Origin of the sequence: Campylobacter upsaliensis (assembly GCF_900637395.1) — a bacterium.
Classification (GTDB): Bacteria; Campylobacterota; Campylobacteria; order Campylobacterales; family Campylobacteraceae; genus Campylobacter_D; species Campylobacter_D upsaliensis.
Genome location: NZ_LR134372.1, coordinates 1,095,425 through 1,116,438 on the forward strand (window position 1 = coordinate 1,095,425; position 21,014 = coordinate 1,116,438).

A 21,014-nucleotide genomic window follows, 5' to 3' on the forward strand; every position below is an offset into this window, starting at 1 on the left:
AAATTCGAAAAATCGTTTTTTTTTTTTTTGTAAAAGCCTAGAAAATAGGAGTTTTGGGAAAGGCTAAGGGGTATTGTAGGCTTATGATAGTGTATGAGGTCTTTTAGTTGAGAGTTTAAGGGCTAGATTTTGGCTTTTTAGAAGCAAAAAAAGGGTGGGGGGGGGGGGAGTATTTATGGTTTTATAGCAATTTCAAGTAAGTTTTATTCCCCTCTTAGTCTCACTTCGTCCTCAACTTCCTCCAAAAAGCGTTCTACAAGCTTATCTTCTTTAAGTTTTGCCACCACTTCGCCAGCTCTTATCACTAGTCCTTGACCCTTACCAAAGGCTATGGCGACATCAGCACCTTTTGCCTCGCCAAGAGCATTGACCACGCAGCCCATAACGCTGATATTCAAAGGGGTTTTAATATGCTTAGTTTTCTCTTCTACAAGCTTAATCGCAGAAAGCAAGTCGCTTTGGATACGCCCACAAGTAGGACAGGATATGATATTTACCCCGCTTTTTTGCACACCGCTATCTTGTAAAATAGCCCTTGCTACGCGAATTTCTTCCTCAAGCTCCCCAGTCATAGAAACCCTCATCGTGTCGCCTATGCCCTTTAAAAGCAAAGAACCTAAAGCAATAGAGCTTTTAATAGTGCTGTGAAATTTCGTCCCAGCTTCCGTTACGCCTAAATGAAAAGGATAATCGCAAAGCGGACGCAATCTCTCATAAGCCTCAATGGTCGTTTGCGTGTGAGAAGTTTTCATAGAAATTTTAATATCTGTAAAGTCCAAATCCTCCAAAAGTCTTATATTATACTTCGCACTCTCAAGCATAGCATCAACTCCATAGCCAAATTTATCGCTAAATTGCTTTTCTATCGAGCCGTGATTAATGCCTATTCTTATGGGAATTTGCCGTTCTTTACACGCTTTTACTACTTCTTTGACATTATCTTTAGAGCCTATATTACCCGGATTAATCCGCACTCCGTCTATAAATTCCGCACAAAAAAGAGCAAGTTTGTAATTAAAATGAATATCTACGATTAAAGGTAGGGGGCTTTTTGCTTTAATTTCTTTTAAGGCTCTAGCATCTGCCATATCCAAACAAGCAAGGCGGACAATATCCGCTCCCGCAAAATAAAGACGGTTAAGCTGCTCCAAACAGCCCTCAATGTCTCTTGTTTTTGTAAAAAGCATAGATTGCACCGAAATAGGTGCGTCCCCACCGATAGCCACTTTACCGACTTTAATTTGTCTTGTTTTAAATCTTTGCATAGAAACTCTTTTCGCCATTATTGGGCAATTTAAGCAAATTGCCCTTAAATTTAAAGCTTTCCACCCTCAATGACGACATCATCAGCTTTAATATCTGCTCCAAAATGTGCCTTTAAGCTTTCATCATAAGCTTTATGGAAAAACTGCTCTGCGGCTAAAGAAATGATTAAATTATCGATAAATTCTTTCAATTCTTTATCACCTTTTTTAACTGCTGGAGCGATAACATCTTGATTTCCAAGCTCCTTAATCACAACCTTATAATCAGGTCTTTCTTTAACCCAAGCAAAAAGCAAAGTATTATCGTGTGCTAAAGCATCGCCTCTTTTATCCATTAAGGCTGCAAATGTTTCAGTATTTTGGTCGAATTTCAAAGTTTTAATATCGGCGTGGTTTTTTGTAAAATACGCATCTGCTGTTGTGCCTTTATTTAAAATTAAAGTTTTATCCTTTAAATCCTCCACACTTTTAATTTCACTATTTTTAGGCACTGCTACGCCTAAAGCTACTTTCATATAAGGTAGAGCAAAATCGACCTGCTCCGCTCTTTCTGGAGTTTGAGTAAAATTTGCTAGGATAATATCGACCTTGTTAGACTTTAAAAACTCAACACGATTTGCCGCTTCGACAAGCACAAATTCTACCTTATTTTCATCGCCCAAAAGCTCCTTAGCTATGCGTTTAGCTAAAATGATGTCATAGCCTTGATTTGCACCTTTTTCATCAACATAGCCAAAAGGAGGCTTATCGCCAAAAACGCCGATTTTAACTACTCCTGCATTTTTAATTCTCTCAATGGAATTTACTCCACTCTCACTACTACCACAAGCGGCTAAAAACACCGCAATAAAAGCTGTAAAAATACTTAAAAGAATTTTTTTCATCTTTGTCCCTTTCATTAAATTTGCATTTATTTTAATACAAAAAAATTAATTAGGATAAAAATTATCGAAAAAAAGTTAAGAAAAAATTGCTATAATTTCGCCCTATTAAATGGTAAAGGAAAAAAATAATGAAAAAGAATTTAGCCCTACTTGGTGGTGCTTTGGCATTTTTTTTAAATGCTTGCTCGTCAAATGATCTTAGCGATGAAGTTGTTAAAAAATATGAAAAATCACTTAATGATTCCACACAAAAAATTATACAAGAGCAAATGAGTGCTTTTCCAAATTTTAAGATCGATTTTAAAAACTTCACTTGTAAAGCTGATAAAGCTTTTGTAGAGTGTCAAAGCCCTAATTTTTCGTTAAGTAATGAAAAGACAAAAATTTTTGATATTCAAAACATCAAATTTCGCTCAAATGAAATTTACACAGAAAATAATATTTCAGGTTTGATTTCCTACAAAGATTATTACACGCACCTTTTTGCTAAACGCGATAAGCTAGAAGCAAATTTAATATTTGAAAATCTAAAATTAAGCGATGAAAGCATTAAAGCAGTGGAAAATGCAAGCAAACAACTTATAAATGATGAAAAAATCGCTAAATTAATGCAAGATCTTAGCAAAGATACTTACAATTTCACATACACATCGCTAACAACTAAAAATGACAAAAAGTTAAATTACGCTTTTTCCTACAAGCTTGACAATAATAAAGAAAATGTCATTTCTACAAATCTAAAAGGCAGTTTCAAAGAAGAGATTTTCACCTTACTAGACAATTTAAATGTGAAATTTGACACCAATCAATTAGCCGTTAATCTAACAAATTCGCCTCAAAAATTTGAAGAAGATTTCAATAATAATTTTGAAGAATTTTTAAAACAAGGCACACTTAAAGAATTTAACTTTAATTTCAATCTTCAAACAAATAACGCCTTTAGCCCTTACATCAATATGGCAAAAGCTTCCTTAGAGGCACTTCAAAACCAAAGCTCTAATGAAGAGCAAAATTTGCTTTATTCTCAAGTGCTTGAGCTCATCAATGATGTTAGCAAAGACCCGCTTTATAAGCTAAATCTTGCGCTTGGCTTTAAGGATATCCCAGTGAGTGATTTTATCAATTTAAAAGAAGAAAGTATTGCAAAAATTATTATTAATGGTAAGGATTTTAGTGCCATACTTAAAACTATCAATCAGCTTTCGCAAATTGGAAATAGCAATCCTTTAGACGAGATCTATCCTTGAAAATTCTATTTTCTCCAAGTGAAAGTAAGGATTTAAATTGCTCTTTAAGTCCTTTTGATGAAAGCTCCTTTATCTTTAGGGAGCTTTTTAAATTTAGACTTGAGGCACTTAAAAATTATGAAAATTATATCAAAAATGCTACACAAGAAGATTTGCAAAAGCTTTTTGGCGTGAAAAATCCTCCGCAAGAATTTTTGCAAGATCTTAAAAACGCACCCACAAAATACGCCATAGAACTTTACACAGGCGTGAGTTATGAATTTTTAGCTTATCAAAACTTGGAACAAAAAGCTAAAAATTACATCTTAGAAAATACGCTCATCTTTTCTAATCTTTTTGGAGTGGTAAGAGCAAATGATACCCTGCCCTTTTACAAATTTAAACAGGGTGCAAAGCTAAAGGATTTTAATGTCGAATATTTTTACAAAAAGCACTTTAGCAAGGCTTTAGATAAATTTTTAAATGAGGAAGAGGTGCTTGACTTAAGGGCTGGATTTTATGATAAATTTTACACGCCCAAAAAGAAAGTAAGCACTTACAAATTCCTTAAAAATGGCAAAATAGTCAGCCATTATGCTAAGGCTTATCGGGGCATTTTGCTAAGAATAGCCGCACAAAATCAAGTTAAGTCTAACGAAGAATTACTCTCAAAACTCCCAAATAACTTAAAATTAAAAGACATTAAAGAATTTAAATTAAAAGAAGAAATCACCTTAGAAATTGTAGATTAAGATTTGAGAAAGTTCTTTTTATTTGCCTGATAAACAAATTTAAACACCTCACTTACAGCCTTAAAAAGCTCTCTAGGGATAAGTTGATCAAGATCGCAGTCCTTATAAAGCTGCCTTGCAAGAGGAGGATTTTCATAGACGATAACATTGTGTTTATACGCCATCTCTTTAATGCGTAAGGCTAGAAAATCGACCCCCTTAGCCACAACTCTTGGAGCGTTTTCCTTAGTCGTATCATAACGCAAAGCCACAGCATAGTGCGTAGGGTTAGTGATGACCACATCAGCACCCGCGACATCTTGCACCATTCTACGCCTTGCAGCTTCCATTTGCAAACGCCTAATTCTACTTTTAACCTGCGGATCTCCTTCCATTTGCTTATATTCATCTTTGATTTCTTGCTTACTCATTTTAAGCCCCTGAAAATATTGAAAACGCACCAAAAAAACATCTAAAATAGCAATAATCAAAAAGGCAATAATCACAATAGCCGCTAAAATCAAAGCCTTATCCCTTAGCCAAACCATTTGTGCGGCAAGGCTATAAAGCTCGACTTTAGGAAGTTCTTTGACAAATTGAAGTAAGACAATAAAAGCTATAGTAAAAACTACGCTTACTTTAAGAATAATTTTGACACTTTCGATAAGTTTTTTGAGAGAAAAAAGATTTTTAAGTCCTTTAAGAGGATTGATTTTACTTAAATTTGGCATAATGGGCTTAGTTGTAAAAATAAAGCCAAATTGCATTACATTACCAATAATTCCTGCAACCATAATGCTTAAAACTATGGGGGCAAGTATGATTAAAACCTCAAAAATGCTCTTCATCATAATAGCTTGAATAATGCGTAAGTCAAATTCCGTCCCGATAAAACTTTGATAATAACGATACAAATTCGCCACTCTTTCGCCCATAAAACCCAACAAAAACAAAAGCAAAGTAATCGCCACGATGAGCGTAACCACAGCGGCAGCATCTTGACTTTTAGGGACATTGCCCTCTTGTCTAGCGTCTTCTATCTTTTTGGAGGTGGGTTCTTCCGTTTTTTCTTGGTCTTCGCCTGCCATATTTTACCTTTAAATTTAAAGCTAAATTATAATGAAAAAATATAAATTTGTAGAGTTTTATCCAAGAAAGTGTGGTCTAAAACAAAAGTTTAGACCAAGAATTTTAATTTTTGTTTTTTTAAAGCTTCAAGCATCTCTTGATGATTTTTCTTGCTACTATTTTGCAAAATAGCTATAATGCCCCAAATTGAAGCAATAAAACAAAGAAAACCTCCAAATAAGAGCATTATCGTAAAATAGCCTATCACACAAAGGATAAAATTCAATATTGCCTGTATCTAAAGTCCTCTAACAAATAAGATAAGAAAAACGCTAAAATGTAAATCATAATGACTCCTACAAAATAAAAGCCGTTATCATACCCCATCCCCTTAAAATTTGCTTAATTTTATCTTAAATTTTAAAGTGTGGAAATTTGGTAAAGATTAAAAATGAGAATAATAAAGTAAAATGAAGATAAAAAGCCTCAAAAAGAGGCTTTGAGATTAAAGTTTGTTTTCGTTTTTGCCAAGATATTCAGCTACGCCCTTAGGATCAGCCTTCATACCTTCATCGCCCTTATTCCAACCAGCAGGGCAAACTTCGCCGTGCTCATTTGTAAAGAGCATAGTATCGACCATTCTTAGCATTTCATCAATATTTCTACCAAGTGGCAAATCATTAATCACAGCGTGGCGAACTGTGCCATCAGCATCAAGTAAAAATGACCCACGAAGTGCGACAGCTTCAGCAAAAAGCACATCGAAATTTCTAGCAATTTGCTTAGTTAAATCGGCAACAAGTGGAAATTTTACTTGACCGATACCACCTTGATTAATAGGAGTATTTTTCCAAGCAAAATGAGAGAATTCATTATCGCCTGAAATTCCTATTACTTCAATGCCTCTTTTCTTAAATTCATCATATCTTTTATCAAAAGCGATGATTTCTGATGGGCATACGAAAGTGAAATCTTTTGGGTAAAAGAAAACGACAGCACCTTTTGGACCTATATTTTTGTAAAGATTAAAATCATTTACAATTTCATTATTGCCTAATACTGCTGGAGCAGTAAAGTCTAAAGCTTTTTTTGTAACAATCATTGTGTTCTCCTAAATAATAAAATTTATTGATAGCAAAATTATATCATTTAAAACTTTAAAAAGATTTAAAAGCATAATAGAAAATATAAAAAACAATAATTATTATCAAAAATAAAGCCTTTTTGATTATCAAAAAACAATAAAATTATATTCCTTTAAGATTTTGTCGATAAAATATTCAGCAAATATCAAAATTTTAAAGGAGTTGAAATGGCTGTGAAAATCACAGATAGCTGCATTGCTTGTGGATCTTGCATTGATGAATGCCCAGTTAGTGCTATTGTAGATGATGCAAATAATCCTGAGGGCGAAGATAGATACTATGTTTATTCAAACAAATGTGTCGAGTGTGTCGGACATAATGACCAGCCAGCCTGTGCTAGTGCTTGCCCTACTGATGGCTGTATAGTATGGAGCGAAGTTGCTTCGGGGCAACCAAGCAGAGAAAATATATCAAGCGATATGAGAAGTGGCGATACTCCTGTATTTGCTTAAAATGTTAAAGCTAGTTTTTACTAGCTTTTCTTTCGTTTAATTTTCTTATAAACAAATTTAAGTATAATTCCAAGTTTTATTTACTAAAATTGTTAAGGAGTGATTATGGAAAAAACTTTATCTATCATCAAGCCAGATGCCGTTAAAAGGGGTGTTATAGGTAAAATTTTGGACCGCTTTGAAAGCAATGGCTTAAGAATAGCAGCGATGAAAAAACTACAATTAAGCAAAGAGCAGGCTGAAGGATTTTACGCCGTGCATAAAGAAAGACCATTTTTTAAGGATTTGGTGGAATTTATGATTAGTGGTCCTGTGGTTGTCTCCGTTTTGGAAGGCGAAAATGCTGTGTTTAAAAATAGAGAATTAATGGGTGCAACAAATCCTAAAGAAGCTAAAGCTGGAACCATTAGAGCAGATTTTGCTGAAAATATTGACGCGAATGCTGTTCACGGAAGCGATAGCTTAGAAAATGCAAAAATCGAAATTGATTTCTTTTTCAAATCTAATGAAATTTGCTGATGAAAATCGCTTTTTCTAGAATTAATTCTACCGCTTATCCCTTTAGATTAAATTTAGAAAATATAGTCTTTGAAGGGAATTTAAGTAGAATTAATTCCCAGCTTGTAAAAATTCAAGCAAAAATGCAGGGTTTTGTTTATAGACCTTGCGATAGATGTGGAGCCGAAATGGAACTTCATATCGATGAAAAACTAGATCTCTTAGCAAGCGATGGTCTTTATAAGGATTCTAAAAATGAGCTAAGTGATACAATAGAATTTTTTGATTCTCATATCGATTTATTAGAAATTGCTATGGGCGAATTAGAAGCTTATTTGAGCGACTATTTTTACTGCGATTCTTGCAGTAAGTAAAGATTAAATTTTAAAAAGGAGAAAAAATGGCAGTCCCTAAGAGAAGAGTGAGTAAAACTCGTGCAGCTAAACGCAGAACGCACTATAAAGTTAGCCTCCCTAAGCCTATAAAAGATAAAGATGGAAGCTACAAAATGCCTCACCGTGCCAATCCTCTAACTAAGGAATATTGAGAATTATGATAAGCATTGCCATTGATGCAATGGGAGGCGACTTCGGTGAAAAACCTATTGTAGAAGGTGTTATTAAGGCTTTAAATATCAAACCTTTTAACGCCATCTTAGTGGGCAAAAGTGAAGTTTTAAAACCGCTTATTCCAAAAAATTTGGAACATTTTGTGCAATATGAAGAAGCTGAGGAGGTTTTTTCTATGGAAGAAAATGCCACCGATGCCTTAAAACGCAAAGATACAAGCATATATAAGGCTATCGAACTTGTCAAAAATGGCAAAGCTCAAGCCGTAGTTTCAGCTGGACATAGTGGAGCTAGTATGTCTCTAGCAACACTTAGACTTGGAAGATTACAAAATGTTTTAAGACCAGCAATAGCAACATTAATGCCAAATATTACCGGAACAACCCTACTTTTAGATGTAGGTGCAAATACAGATTGTAAAAGTGAAAATTTATTTCAATTTGCCATTATGGGTGGGGTTTATGCAAAAGAAATTATGCAAATTGCAAAACCAAGAATTGCCCTACTTTCAAACGGAGAAGAAGAGTGTAAGGGCAATGAACTTACCAAAGAAACCCACCAATTAATGAAAAAACTTCCAAATTTCATTGGTAACGCTGAAGGGCGTGATATTTTTAATGCAAATGTTGATGTTTTAGTTTGCGATGGTTTTAGTGGTAATGTCATTTTAAAATCTTGCGAGGGTGTGGCTGGAGCGATTTTTAAAATCCTAAAGGAAGATATTAAAACAAACTTAATATCCAAATTGGGAGCAGTGCTAATGAAACCATCTTTTATGCGTCTTAAAAAGAAAATTGACTGGCAAGAATACGGCGGCGCACCCTTACTTGGCGTAAAAGGTTGCGTGATTATCAGCCATGGAAAAAGCGATGCAAGAGCTATTCAAAATGCTATTTTTCAAGCACTTCATTTTAGTGAAGCTAACATTAATAAAGCTATAGAAAATGAACTCTCCAAATTTTAAAGCCTCTCTTAAAAGCATAGCATCTTATGTACCCAAACAAATTCTTAATAATAAAGATCTTGAAAAAATGGTTGATACAAGCGATGAGTGGATAATGCGTCGCACAGGTATTAAAGAGAGAAGAATAGCGGAAAGTGATGAAAATACCAGCGATTTAGGCACAAAAGCAGCCATAAAAGCCATAGAGAGAGCAAATTTAAAACCAAGCGACATTGATGCAATTCTTGTAGCGACTTTAAGTCCCGATTATTTCACTATGCCCTCAACAGCCTGTAAAATCGCCGCAAATTTAGGGCTTTATAATATCACAGCCTTTGATATATCCGCAGCTTGCTCGGGCTTTATCTATCTTTTAGAACTTGCCAAAAGCTTGGTTGAAAGTGGTGCTAAAAAAAATATCCTCATCATAGGTGCAGAAAAAGCAAGTTCCATAATGGACTATAAAGATAGAAGTATTTGCATTCTCTTTGGTGATGGAGCTGGAGCTGGGATCATCAGCCTTGATAAAGAAAATCCCATCATTGATGTGCATACAGCAAGCAACGGAACTTATGGCGATTTACTTATGACAGAGCGTTCTAAAAGTGTGGAAATTTGCTCTCCTTTGGCAATGAAAATGAAAGGCAATGAAGTTTTTAAAATAGCCGTGCAAACCCTAAGTAACGATGTTGTAGAACTTTTAGAAAAAAATCATATACACTCATCACAAATTGACTTATTTATCCCACACCAAGCAAATCTTAGAATTATCAAAGCTGTGCAAGAAAAGCTCGGCTTAGAAGATGAAAAATGTATCATTACCGTGCAAAAATATGGCAATACTTCCGCTGCCTCCATACCTATGGCGATGAATGATGCCTATGAAGAAAAACGCCTAAAAAAAGGCTCTTTAATCTTGCTTGATGCTTTTGGTGGTGGTTTTACTTGGGGGTCAGCTTTGCTTCATTTTGGAGGAGAAAATTTTTAAGAAAGTCGAAAAGACTTTCTTAAACTACTAAGCATATTTATGACGAAATTCCTTCATAAATTCACATAGAATTTTTACTTGTTCTAAAGTTATAGCATTATAAATACTCGCACGAATTCCACCCAAAATTCTATGTCCTTTAAGTCCTATCATACCAGCGTCCTCAGCCTCTTTAATGAAGACACTTTCAAGCTCATTCTTTACTATATTAAAACTTACATTCATTAAAGATCTATCTTCTTTTTTGGCATGTCCTTTATAAAAGCCCTCACTTTGATCTATCATTTCATATAAAAGATGTGCTTTTTGCATATTTTTTTGATGAATTGCATCTAAACCACCCAACTTTAAAAGCCACTCCATTTCAAGATTAAACATATAAATTGCAAAGGTTGCAGGAGTGTTAAAGAGAGAATTATTTTCTGCGTGGATAGCGTATTTTAACATACTTGGGATATTTTTTTCCCCACTTCTTTCAAGCATATCTTTGCGTATGAAAAGACAAGAAAGCCCTGAAATTCCAGCATTTTTTTGCACACCACCATAAAAAAGAGCAATATTGCTAAAATCCACCTTCCTAGAGAAAAAATCACTCGAAGCATCGACAATTAAAGGCGATTTAGACTTAGGATAATGATGATACTGAGTGCCGTAAATTGTATTATTTGAGCATACATAAGCATAATCAGCCTTATCGCTAAATTCTACCTTAGGAATATAGGAAAATTTTTCCTCTTCACTACTAGCTACGACCTTGACATTGACTCCAAGAATTTGTGCTTCTTTAATCGCCTTTTTAGTCCAAACGCCTGTATTGGCATATTCACAAACCCCTCCCATAGCCAAATTCATCGGTATCATAGCAAATTGCAAACTAGCTCCCCCCTGCAAAAATAGCACCTCATACTCATCATTTAAGCCATAAAGTTCTTTAGCCTTTTGCATAGCACCAAAATGCACTTCCTCAAAAATCTTAGTCCTATGGCTAATCTCCATAATAGAATAACCCAAACCCTTATAATCACAAAGCTCTTCTTGCGCCTCTTTTAAAAGTTCTAATGGTAGAGTTGAAGGACCTGCACTAAAATTAATCTTTCTCATATTTTCTCCTCATCATAAAATTTTAGCTTTTTTTTCTACATTTTGTGAGCTAAGAAGTAGGGTATCGCCACTTTTTAACTCTTCTAAACACACTATTTTACCATTTTTTCTAAGCGAAACTAGATGTTTGCTTTTTTCAAAGAAATTTTCGTGTTGCAAGTAGGCATTTTTTAGCTTTTCAAATTCTAAAAAACTGATTTGAATTTTATTTTTAATTAATAAATCCAATTGTTTTTTAAGGCTTTCTAAATGTTTTATTTTCTGCTCTATCATCAAAGGTAAGGAATTTGCTTTGAAAATTTTTTCTAAATTTGAAAGTTTATTTTCTAAATTTTTACAAATTATCATAAAGCTTGTTTTTAATTTATCCTCTATAAAATCAAGTTTTTGCTCCAAATCCTCTTTTGAAGGTAGCAAGATGTTAATGGCAGCACTTGGAGTAGGCGCTCTTAAATCCGCCACAAAATCACTAATCACATAATCAATCTCGTGTCCTATGGCTGAAATTATAGGCGTTTTAGCGGCAAAAATTTCTCTTGCTAAAACCTCATCATTAAAGCAAAATAAATCCTCCCTACTCCCTCCCCCTCTTGCCATAATCAAAACATCAAGCCCTATTGCATCAGCTTTTTTTAAAGCTTTTATTAAAGAAAATGGAGCATTTTGTCCTTGCGTAAGGGCATTAAAAACATAAATTTTTGCTAAAAAATAAGCCTTTTGGGTGATGATTTTAAGCATATCCTCTAAAGCGGCTGAAGTAAAAGAGGCAATAATTCCAATCTTTAAAGGAAATTTTGGAAGATTTTTTTTATGAATTTCATCAAATAAACCCTCCTTTTGCAAACTTTCCTTAAGTGCCAAAAAACGCGCTTCTAAATCTCCAAAACCTTCTTTTTTCATACTCTTAGCGATAAATTGATAACGCCCATTTTCAGTATATAAGCTTAAATTTCCCTCAAGTTCTAAAAAATCACCAATTTTTGGCTCAAAACCAAGCTTAAAATTATTCCCTTTAAACATCACGCAAGCTATGCTTGAACACTGATCTTTTAATTCAAAATACCAATGTCCCGAGCTGTGCATTGTGATCTTAGAAAGCTCTCCGCTCACAAATATGTTCTCAAAATGCGATTCTAATAAAGCTTTAGCACTTAAATTTAGCTCACTAACGGTCATTTTTTCTCGCTATAAACATGGAGCTTACTCCAAAGCTAAAGCTTTTAAAATCTACATTTTTAAAGCCTACGCTTTGAAGTTCTGTGCTAAATTCCTCCTTGCTTAAAAACTCTTCAATGGAATTTGGCAAATAAGCGTAAGCTTCTTTATTTTTACTAATAAAGCCTCCTAAATTTGGCAAAATATTTTTAAGATAAAAATCCCTAAAAAACGCTATAAAACCACCTTGCTCTCTTTTAGTAAATTCCAAAACGAGTAAAATGCCACCCCTTTTTAACACTCTAGCAAATTCACCCAAAGCCCTTTGTCTTTCAACTACATTACGAATTCCATAACTAATGCTTAAAATATCCACACTCTCGCTTTCCAAAGGTAGATCCTGTGCTCCAGCTTCGATAAATTCAACATTTTTAAATTTCTTTCTCGCTTCTCTTAGCATCTGTGAGCTTGGGTCTATGCCTCGTATATGCTTTATATTTTTATGGGCTTTTTGCGCACTTTCTTGCCAAATTTCTATCATATCTCCCGTGCCACAAGCCACATCAACTATATCTAAAGTATTTTCTTCACATAGCTCTAAAACCCTCTTGCACGCTTTTTTACGCCAACTTACATCTACACCAAAACTCAAAATGCGATTTGCTTTATCATAAGTTGGGGCGATTTGATTAAACATTTCTATAATTTTTTCTTGTTTTTGCATAGTTTTTATCCTTTATAAATTTTTAAATGCTTATTTGTTTTTTGAATTAGCTTTAAAATTTTTTCTCTTTTTTTAATAAATTGAATAAAAATATCCTCATTGAAAAAATTTTGTAATTTTTGCAAATTTTTCTCCCTAAAGAGAAAGGAAAAATGCTCGAGAAAAATGCGAATTTCTAGGCATTTTAGCCTAAATTCCTCATAAGAAAAATTTTCATAAAATCTCTTAAATTCTATCAATTTTAAGCGTAAAATTCGTGCTACAAAAACTTTTAAAAAAACTTCTTCCTTTGCACTTTTATAAAATTCTCCCTCTCTTAAAAATAATTCAAAATCACTCAATAAATTCCTATAAGGTCTAATATTAAAGCGTTTATTTAAATTTTGCCTAAGTTTTTCTTCTAATTTTTCAAATCCCTTTAGCAATTTTTGTGCCATTTTATCATCAAAAAGCTCTATTGCATTTTTTAAAAAGACACAAATTTTCAAAATACAAAAATGCAATTTTACCCCATCATTTCCTTTTTTCGCTTGACTCTTAAAACTATAAAGTAGATAAAATAAAAGCACTCTAAAACCATCATTTGCATGCAAAGATTGAGGAAAATTAAGTGTAAAATTTTGATTTTTTTCTATAATGTTAAAACAAGTGCGGAGGTCAAAAAAAGCTTTTTTATACTTATAAAGTATTAAATTTTTAGAATTAAATTTTTCATCAAGCTCCCTTAAAAGCCTTATTTTTTCATCAGGTTTGAATTGACGAGCCTCTTCTTCGCTTTTAAATAAAACCTTTAAAACAAAGAGTCTTTCTTCTTTATAAATTTGAAAAAGGCATTTTCTATCTCCTTCTAAAAATTCGTAACTTTTTTTAGAAAGCGTTCCAAGTATAGCTTTCTTTTTTGCCTTTTCAAAATCTTTTTTAGAAATTTCCTCTCTCAAATTATTTCTTAATAAAAAGTATCTCTCATCGACACTTTGAAATTTTAAAGTTTCTTTAGAAGAAATTTTTGTGTAAAAAGTCGTTATGGATACGCCTTTTGACATTTGCCTCGCGTTTAAATCAAAAGAGTGGAGTAAAAAAAATCTTTGAAATAAATTATTCACAATAAGCCCCTGTTAAAACGCTTATTGTAGCCTCTTAAGTTTAATATTTATTGACATTTTTTGCAATTTTTCACATAAGCACAAACGGACAAATGCTCAATTAAATTTGAAATCTTTTTTTCAAGCTTTTCTTGATATTCGTTTAATTCTATTTCATCAAAATTTTTATCCTCGATACTTCCACACCCATTGCAAATAATGTGAATATGCTCTTTTTCATAAATGTCATAGCAGGATTTTTGATTTGCGATGTTAATTTCTACAACTAAACCTTGACTTTGAAGCGTGTTAATATTTTTATACACAGTCGCTAAAGAAATGGAAGGATATTCTCGTTTAATCTCAGCATAAAGCTCATCGATATTAGGATGTTCGTGTCTTTTTAAAATTTTTAACACACAAAGTCTTTGCGGAGTTGCTTTTAAATCATATTTTTTAAGCATTTGCAACAATTCCATAATCTCACCTTAAATTTAGTTTCAAGCGAAATCATATAAAAAATTTATTTAAAAAATGTTTATATCAAAAAATATTTTTTATTAAATAATATCAAGTATTTTTTGACTTAGCTTTTTTACATCTAAATTCAAACTTGCTTCAACTTCATTTAAATTTCCATGCGTTATAAACGCATCTTCATACTCAAAGCTCACAACTTTCACATTTAAGTCATATCGATCCACAAATTCCCTAAGCAAACTTGCCACTCCGCCGATTTTAACATTTTCGCTAAAAACAAACCATATTTTAGTTTGACTAGCCAATTCTTTTAGCAAAAGCTCATCTAAAGGCTTAATAAAAATCAAATCGATCAAATTCGCAAAATCATTTCCCAAATTTTGTAAAACTTTCCACGCCTTACCAACACCCTGCCCAAAGCCTAAAAACGCCACTTCGTTCGTATTTTTAATAAGCCATTGAGACTTGGCTAAAGAAAGTTTGCACGGAGCAAATTCTTCCTCCAAAATAAAACTACCACGCGGATAACGAAAGGCTAAAGGACCTTGATGAAAATACGCATACTCCATACATTTTTCCATCATTTTAGAATCTCTTGGTGCTATAAGAGTTAAATTTGGCACAGCACTTAAAAAACTCACATCAAAAACACCCTGATGCGTCTCACCATCTTCGCCTACAATACCAGCTCTATCCATAGCAAAAACAACATTTAAATTCATAATTGCACAATCGTGAATAACTTGATCATAAGCACGCTGCAAAAAGGTGCTGTAAATCGCTATAAAAGGCTTAAAACCCTCTTTTGCCATAGCTGCCATTGAGGTAACGGCGTGCTGTTCGGCTATGGCGACATCCCAAAAACGCTCAGGATAAGCCTCTATCAAAAGATCAAGCCCCGTCCCACTAGGCATAGCTGCTGTAACGCCGACTATATTTTCATATTTTTGCGCTAAATGAAGTAAATTTTGACTAAAAATTTCTGTCGCACTAGACTTAGAATTTGATTTTTTGAGACTTTCACCACTATGAATATCAAAAGCGCCTACGCCGTGCCATTTTGCGTGCTTACCCTCAGCTAAGGTATAGCCCTTACCCTTTATGGTTTGGGCGTGGATAATGCAAGGCTTTTGCATCATTTTAGCCTGCTTTAAAGCGTTAATCATTTCATTAATATTATGCCCATCAATAGGACCAATATATTCAAGCCCAAGCTCCTCAAATAAAAGCCCAGGCGTGATAAGCTTAAAGCCCTCCTCAAAACGCTTCGCCATATAAGTCGCACTATCTGGCAAGAAATCTAGCATTTTTTCTACTCGTTTTTTAAATTTTTGATAAAACTGCGTTGCCATCGCTTGGGAGAGGTATTTTGAAATCGCACCTATGGGCTTGGAAATACTCATTTCATTGTCATTTAAAATAATAACACAAGGATATTTTCTATCTCCTAATTCATTTAAAGCCTCATAAGCCATACCCGCACTCAACGCCCCATCGCCTATTAAAACCACAGGCGTTCTCTCCTCCTTTTTGAGTCTTATAGCCTTACAAGCTCCTATAGCTAAAGAAATGGAAGTGCTAGAATGTCCGGCGATAAAATAATCCCCCTCCTCATCTTTCGTATAGCCACTTAGACCCCCAAAGGTTCTTAGCGTATGAAAACGCTCCTCCCTTCCGCTTAAAAGCTTATGTGCGTAAGATTGATGGGAAACATCGAAAATGAAAGGATCTTTTGTGCTATCAAACACATAATGCATCGCTATACTAAGCTCGACAACGCCCAAATTTGAGCTTAAATGTCCTCCGTTTTGACTTACAACCTCTATGATTTTTCGTCTTAAATTATCAGCAAGCGTTTTAAGCTCTTCTTCACTTAAAGCACACAATTCTAAATTTGTATGAGCCAACTTAGTCATTATGAATCATTTTTTTGATTTTATTTAAGCGTGAGTTAAGATTAGACTCTATGTTACCTGCATTGCTTAAAATCACAACGCTTCCTTTGCTAATAGCATCATCTAAACTCACCTTAATATGACTATCCTGATTAAAATGCTCTTTTAAATATTCAAAATCCTCCGCATTAACTCTTAATTCAAGCTCACTAGCACCCTTAAGCTCTTCCATTAAGTCCTTAGCCAAAGCATAAGCGATTTTTCTAGAATCCTCCTCAAGCTCTTTTAAAATCACTTCTTTGGCAATATCCACAGCTGTATCGGCTAATTCTTTTTCATTTTTAATCACAAAATCATCTAAATTCGCACAAGCTTCCTCAAGCTTAGAAATGCTTTTTAAATATTTATCTTTTAGGGCATTAAGCTCTTTTTCAAATTCATTTTTTGCTTCTTCAAAACCCTCTTTTGTGTATTTTTCTTTAGCATTTTCAAGCTCACTTGCAAGGCGGTTATTAAATTCATTTTCTTGACTTTCAATTTGCATTTGGAGCTTGATGATATTATTAGACATTTCGTCCGTTTTTTTAAGCAAATCCTCCACAAAACTAGGCTGAAAAGCCACTCCTTGTTCTTCAGCTTTGTCTTCTTTTGGCTCTTCGATTTTATCCTCTTTTATGGGTGCTTGAGGCATTGGAATTTCGTGGTGCGTTTGCTCATTTTGGGCTTTTTCTTGCTCACTTGTAAATTCGGAAATGACCTTAAAGCGATAGCCCTCAATGACATGTTGTTTTGAAGTTTCATTAGAAATTACATTACTGCGGTTAATCATATTTTAGCCTATTCTATCATCTCATCAGCATCGCCTGTTTGGACTAAACCCTGCTCTGCTAGCTTTTGCACTACTTCTACGACCTTTCTTTGTGCCTCTTCGACATCTTTTACTCTCACAGCACCCAAAAAGCCCATCTCCTCCAAAAAAGCCTCGCTAGCACGCGTGGACATATTTGCAAGAAATTTTTGCTTCAGCTCCTCACTTGCACCCTTTAAACCTACCATTAAATCACGCTTATCGGCAACTTTAAGAATTTCTCTAATGGCTGGAGTGCTAAGCTTTTGAATATCATCAAAGGTAAACATAAGCTCCTTAATCGTTTCAGCCAAACGCTCATCGCTTTGCTCGATATAAGTAATGGTCGATTTAGACGCCTTTTGACCTAAGCGGTTAAGCACTTCTGCCACAGCCCTAGGACCACCCACTTCGACCTTATAAGATGTAAGACTTTCAAGCTTACTTTCAAGCACAGCAGAAACTCTTTTGATAATGCTTGGAGAAATATCGCCCAAATTTGCCATTCTTATCACAACTTCCGCTCTTAATTCATCGCTAAAATATTCCAAAGTTTCCGCCGCTTGGATACTATCCATATGTGCCAAAATCAAAGCTATGGTTTGTGGGTGTTCTTTGGTAATAAAATCGGCTAATTGCTGCGGTTTAATCTGTGCCAAGTATGCAAAATTTTGATTATTTTCCATACTTTTTGTAAGTTTTTCTAAAATTTTATTAGCAATTTCAGGTCCAAAAGTGCGGAAAAGAATTTCTTTAGCATACTCAAGACCGCCCGTTTTGATAAATTGATTTGATTGAAGTAGAGTATAAAATTCCTCCAAAACAGCCGTAGCCACAGAGCGATCGACATTTTTAGCCATAGCGATATAGCGAGAAATTTCAGTAATGACATCGATTTCCATATGAGAAAAAACCGAAGTTGTAGAATCTTCACCTAGCTGTATGAGAAATATCGCCACCTTTTCAGGCATAGATAAATCATCATAAATCATTTTTTGTTCTTCACTCAGCTTTATCATTATATATCCTTATTTTCGCTAAAATCAGAGTCATTTTGAATAAGATTTTGCAAAAGTGCCGCTATCTCTTCACTCTTATCACTCACCAAAGCCCTTAATTTTTCAAGTAAAACATCGTATTGTATCGAATCCTCATTGAAATTCTCACCAAAGCCAAGCTGCTCTTCGACCTTTTTCCTCGCTGCGTTAAATTTCTCCAATGCATCCTCTGCATCATCAATGATAGCATTTGGTCCTTGCTGTGCCTCTTCTTGAGCGGCAACATCCTCGAGCATTTTTTGCGTAAAAGGAGCGATAACTTTCTTGTAAAAGAAGAAAAGTAAAATCGCCGCAATGAAGTATTTAACAGGAGGGATAAAAGGCTCGATAAAGCGTCCGTAAAAGGTTTTAACCTTACTTTCGACCTTAATGGACTCTCTATAAAATGGTAAATTTTGCACCACGACACTATCGCCTCTTGCCGCATTGAAATTAATCGTGTTTCTAACAATACTTTCAACTCCATTAAGTTGAGCTTGTGGCAAAGGCACATATTCGCTTTTAACCTCGCCATTTTCATCGACAACATCTTCATATTTGCCATCAATAGTAACAGCAGCTGAAATGCGTAAAGGCACACCGAAAGATTTTTGTGTATTTGTAATAGTTTTCGAAATTTCGTTATTTGTTGTAACTTGATTTTTCTTATAAGAGTCTATTACGCCATTATTTGCCAAGCCCTCAACAGGACCTATATTAGAAACAGCACCCGGAACGCCTTGAATTTCTGGATCTTTTCTGCCTGTTTTTTCTTCATTGAGCGTTTGCTCACTTCTAACAACCGTATTGGGATCATAAATTTCGCTTTTTGATTCTTGTTTAGAAAAATCGTATTCTATATTAACGCTAACTTGGAGCTTATCGCGTCCTCCTGCAAAGGGTGCAAGAGAGTTGATGATTTTCTCTTCAAGCTCTCTTTCACTATCTCTTTTGTAGCGAATTTGCATAGCCAAAACCTCGCCAGATTCTAACTGCTGCTCGTCTAAAGTATTGCCATTTTGATCACTAATTTTGACATTTTCTTTAGTGAGTCTTGGCACAGAAGCGGCGACTATATTTTTAACTCCATCAATTTGCTTTCTTGTGAGTCTAAAGCCGTCTTTAATATTAATAGTAACTGAAGCCGTTGGAGGAATTTGTCTTTCTGTAAAAACACTTTCTTTAGGTAAGGCTAAGATAACTGAAGCACTGCGAATCGGCTCTAAAGTTTCTATAATCCTTGCAATTTCTCCCTGTAAAGCTCTTTGGGCTCTAACCTTTTCCTCCGCACTTGTCGCACCAAAAATTTGCTTATCAAAAACCTCAAAACCAACGCGATTATCCTTTATCAAGCCCTCACTAGCAATAAACATTTTTTGACGATTGACTTGATCTTGAGGGACTAAAATGGTGCTTTCATTTTCTAAACGATAAGGAACTCCATTTTGCTCAAGTCTTGTAACAATAGCTCCCGCTGTGCTTGGATTCGCATTTTCTATTAAAGGAACATAGCCATTTGACCCTGCTGGACCATTACGAAAAAGAGCTAAAAAAACCAAAAATCCCACAACAACAACAATGGAAGCGGCTATAACAATACGCTGTTTTCGCGTTAAATTTTGATACAGCTGTCCAATTTGCAGCAACATATTTTTAAAATCCATAGACTCTCTCATACCTTAATTTGCCATTATTTTATAATCAAAAAATTAATTATTTTTTAATCAAAATAAAATTTAATTTTTCTTTAAAATGCTTTCAAATTCCTCAAAAAAGCGTGTGTTTTCATAAGGCTTACCTATGCTAATGCGTATAGCATTTAAACCATAGCTTCTTAAATCTCTCACAATTATACCCTTTTTAAGTAATTTTTCACTCAAATCACTGCTATTTTTTTCCTCAAAAAAATAGGTAATGAAATTTGTGTAAGAAGGGATAAAATCAAGCTGATTTTCTCTTGCAAATTTTTCAAATTCTTGCATTTGAGAAAAATTATTTTCTAGGCTATTTTTGACAAATTCTTCATCATCAAGTGCGGCAGTAGCAGCTTTTAGGGCTAAGATATTGACATTAAAAGGCGCTCTTAATTTATACAAGGCATTGATAAGCTCTTCATCTGCCATACCATAGCCCACACGCAAACCCCCAAGCCCATAAAGCTTTGAAAAAGTGCCAAGATAAAGCACATTGGGGAAGCTTTTGATTAATTTGGCAGGGTCGATGCGCTTTTCCATATCTTTAAAACTTGCAAATTCATTATAAGCTGCATCAATAACAACCAAACAATCTTCATCAATATCCTTTAAAAATTCCTCCACACTAAAGGCGTCTAAACACTCACCTAAAGGGTTATTTGGTAGGCAAAGATAAAGAATTTTTATCTCGCTTTTATGCTTTTCATAAAGGCTTTTAAGTGCGTTTAAATCGTGTGTTATACTTTTAGTTTTATAGGCTTTAGCTCCCACTTGCTTGGCATAAATTTCATACATAGCAAAGCTTACGCCACATTGTAAAAAGGCATTTTGGTGGTTTAATTTAGCATGCGTAGCAAGCTCGATAATCTGGTCGCTTCCCGCTCCTATAATGACATTTTGCATTTTGAGTCCAAATTTTAAAGCTAATGCGTTTCTTAATTCGCTCATACTATCATCAGGATATAAATGTGCCTTTGAAGCGTTTTGGATAATGGCATTTAAAGCTTTTTGAGAAACTCCAAGCGGATTTTCATTACTCGCTAGTTTTATCACTTCTTTCACGCCGTATTCTTTGGCGATTAATTCTATATCCTTACCCGGCTCGTAAGTTTTAAGCTGATTTAAAATTTCGTTAAATTGCATATTTTCTCCTTTAAAGCTTATTATCTTAGTCAATTCTTACTTAAGCTTTGATTTACAAGCTTAAGTTATAATCAAACTCATTTAAAT

22 protein-coding genes are annotated in these 21,014 nt (G+C 34.4%); 8 read left to right on the top strand and 14 right to left on the bottom strand.

The window, feature by feature from the left end; genetic code table 11:
* Nucleotides 1-203 precede the first annotated feature (203 nt).
* Both ispG and EL158_RS05520 read right to left on the bottom strand, forming a co-directional pair.
* Nucleotides 204-1,265, bottom strand: a complete 1,062-nt coding sequence (gene ispG / locus EL158_RS05515) for a flavodoxin-dependent (E)-4-hydroxy-3-methylbut-2-enyl-diphosphate synthase (protein ID WP_027303497.1) — start codon at nt 1,263-1,265, stop codon at nt 204-206.
* Nucleotides 1,266-1,315: 50 nt separating this feature from the next.
* Nucleotides 1,316-2,149, bottom strand: coding sequence for a cysteine ABC transporter substrate-binding protein (locus tag EL158_RS05520; RefSeq protein ID WP_027303498.1), 834 nt, complete (start codon nt 2,147-2,149; stop codon nt 1,316-1,318).
* A gap of 128 nt (nt 2,150-2,277) precedes the next feature.
* Here EL158_RS05520 and EL158_RS05525 point away from each other — a divergent pair, with 128 nt between their 5' ends.
* Entirely contained in the window at nt 2,278-3,396 is a 1,119-nt protein-coding gene (locus tag EL158_RS05525) for a JlpA family lipoprotein adhesin (protein ID WP_027303499.1), read from the top strand.
* The gene (locus EL158_RS05530; protein WP_027303500.1) at nt 3,393-4,127 is read left to right on the top strand and encodes a YaaA family protein; all 735 of its coding nucleotides are present in this window, start codon (nt 3,393-3,395) and stop codon (nt 4,125-4,127) included. The genes EL158_RS05525 and EL158_RS05530 overlap by 4 nt, the downstream gene beginning before the upstream one ends.
* On the opposite strand, the gene flhB is transcribed toward EL158_RS05530, so the two are convergent.
* Nucleotides 4,124-5,194, bottom strand: coding sequence for a flagellar biosynthesis protein FlhB (gene flhB, locus EL158_RS05535; RefSeq protein WP_027303501.1), 1,071 nt, complete (start codon nt 5,192-5,194; stop codon nt 4,124-4,126). The two genes, EL158_RS05530 and flhB, sit on opposite strands and share 4 nt — an antisense overlap.
* Before the next feature lie 485 nt (nt 5,195-5,679).
* Complete coding sequence (locus EL158_RS05540; protein WP_027303502.1) at nt 5,680-6,276, bottom strand: peroxiredoxin; 597 nt, start codon at nt 6,274-6,276, stop codon at nt 5,680-5,682.
* 210 nt (nt 6,277-6,486) lie between these two features.
* Here EL158_RS05540 and EL158_RS05545 point away from each other — a divergent pair, with 210 nt between their 5' ends.
* From EL158_RS05545 to EL158_RS05570, 6 genes are all read left to right on the top strand, one after another.
* Nucleotides 6,487-6,771: a DUF362 domain-containing protein gene (locus EL158_RS05545; RefSeq protein ID WP_004277548.1), complete on the top strand. Its 285-nt coding sequence runs from the start codon at nt 6,487-6,489 to the stop codon at nt 6,769-6,771.
* A gap of 105 nt (nt 6,772-6,876) precedes the next feature.
* The gene (ndk, locus tag EL158_RS05550; protein ID WP_027303503.1) at nt 6,877-7,290 is read left to right on the top strand and encodes a nucleoside-diphosphate kinase; all 414 of its coding nucleotides are present in this window, start codon (nt 6,877-6,879) and stop codon (nt 7,288-7,290) included.
* Complete coding sequence (locus EL158_RS05555; RefSeq protein WP_004276364.1) at nt 7,290-7,643, top strand: DUF177 domain-containing protein; 354 nt, start codon at nt 7,290-7,292, stop codon at nt 7,641-7,643. The genes ndk and EL158_RS05555 overlap by 1 nt, the downstream gene beginning before the upstream one ends.
* A gap of 26 nt (nt 7,644-7,669) precedes the next feature.
* On the top strand, nt 7,670-7,816 hold the full coding sequence (gene rpmF / locus EL158_RS05560) for a 50S ribosomal protein L32 (protein WP_004276400.1): 147 nt from the start codon (nt 7,670-7,672) through the stop codon (nt 7,814-7,816).
* Nucleotides 7,817-7,821: 5 nt separating this feature from the next.
* A complete protein-coding gene (gene plsX, locus EL158_RS05565) occupies nt 7,822-8,802 on the top strand; it encodes a phosphate acyltransferase PlsX (RefSeq protein ID WP_027303504.1) in 981 nt (326 codons plus the stop codon).
* A complete protein-coding gene (locus tag EL158_RS05570) occupies nt 8,783-9,769 on the top strand; it encodes a beta-ketoacyl-ACP synthase III (protein WP_027303505.1) in 987 nt (328 codons plus the stop codon). The genes plsX and EL158_RS05570 overlap by 20 nt, the downstream gene beginning before the upstream one ends.
* A 27-nt stretch (nt 9,770-9,796) precedes the next feature.
* On the opposite strand, the gene serC is transcribed toward EL158_RS05570, so the two are convergent.
* The 10 genes from serC to hisC form a co-directional block, all read right to left on the bottom strand.
* Nucleotides 9,797-10,870 carry a phosphoserine transaminase gene (gene serC / locus EL158_RS05575; protein ID WP_027303506.1) on the bottom strand — a complete coding sequence of 358 codons (1,074 nt, stop codon included), beginning with the start codon at nt 10,868-10,870 and terminating at the stop codon, nt 9,797-9,799.
* Between the two features lie 12 nt (nt 10,871-10,882).
* Nucleotides 10,883-12,046 carry an exodeoxyribonuclease VII large subunit gene (xseA, locus tag EL158_RS05580; RefSeq protein WP_027303507.1) on the bottom strand — a complete coding sequence of 388 codons (1,164 nt, stop codon included), beginning with the start codon at nt 12,044-12,046 and terminating at the stop codon, nt 10,883-10,885.
* Entirely contained in the window at nt 12,036-12,749 is a 714-nt protein-coding gene (gene ubiE / locus EL158_RS05585; RefSeq protein ID WP_027303508.1) for a bifunctional demethylmenaquinone methyltransferase/2-methoxy-6-polyprenyl-1,4-benzoquinol methylase UbiE, read from the bottom strand. The genes xseA and ubiE overlap by 11 nt, the downstream gene beginning before the upstream one ends.
* 5 nt (nt 12,750-12,754) lie before the next feature.
* Nucleotides 12,755-13,852: a hypothetical protein gene (locus EL158_RS05590; RefSeq protein WP_027303509.1), complete on the bottom strand. Its 1,098-nt coding sequence runs from the start codon at nt 13,850-13,852 to the stop codon at nt 12,755-12,757.
* 47 nt (nt 13,853-13,899) lie between these two features.
* Nucleotides 13,900-14,310 (bottom strand): peroxide-responsive transcriptional repressor PerR, encoded by a 411-nt coding sequence (perR, locus tag EL158_RS05595; RefSeq protein WP_004277556.1) that lies wholly within the window; start codon nt 14,308-14,310, stop codon nt 13,900-13,902.
* A gap of 81 nt (nt 14,311-14,391) precedes the next feature.
* The gene (dxs, locus tag EL158_RS05600; RefSeq protein ID WP_126361532.1) at nt 14,392-16,230 is read right to left on the bottom strand and encodes a 1-deoxy-D-xylulose-5-phosphate synthase; all 1,839 of its coding nucleotides are present in this window, start codon (nt 16,228-16,230) and stop codon (nt 14,392-14,394) included.
* A complete protein-coding gene (gene fliH, locus EL158_RS05605) occupies nt 16,220-17,035 on the bottom strand; it encodes a flagellar assembly protein FliH (protein WP_004277558.1) in 816 nt (271 codons plus the stop codon). Before fliH ends, dxs begins: the two co-directional genes overlap by 11 nt.
* Nucleotides 17,036-17,043: 8 nt before the next feature.
* A complete protein-coding gene (gene fliG / locus EL158_RS05610) occupies nt 17,044-18,072 on the bottom strand; it encodes a flagellar motor switch protein FliG (protein WP_004277559.1) in 1,029 nt (342 codons plus the stop codon).
* Entirely contained in the window at nt 18,072-19,754 is a 1,683-nt protein-coding gene (gene fliF / locus EL158_RS05615; RefSeq protein WP_027303511.1) for a flagellar basal-body MS-ring/collar protein FliF, read from the bottom strand. The genes fliG and fliF overlap by 1 nt, the downstream gene beginning before the upstream one ends.
* 72 nt (nt 19,755-19,826) lie before the next feature.
* Nucleotides 19,827-20,927, bottom strand: a complete 1,101-nt coding sequence (gene hisC / locus EL158_RS05620; protein WP_027303512.1) for a histidinol-phosphate transaminase — start codon at nt 20,925-20,927, stop codon at nt 19,827-19,829.
* Between the last annotated feature and the right edge of the window lie 87 nt (nt 20,928-21,014).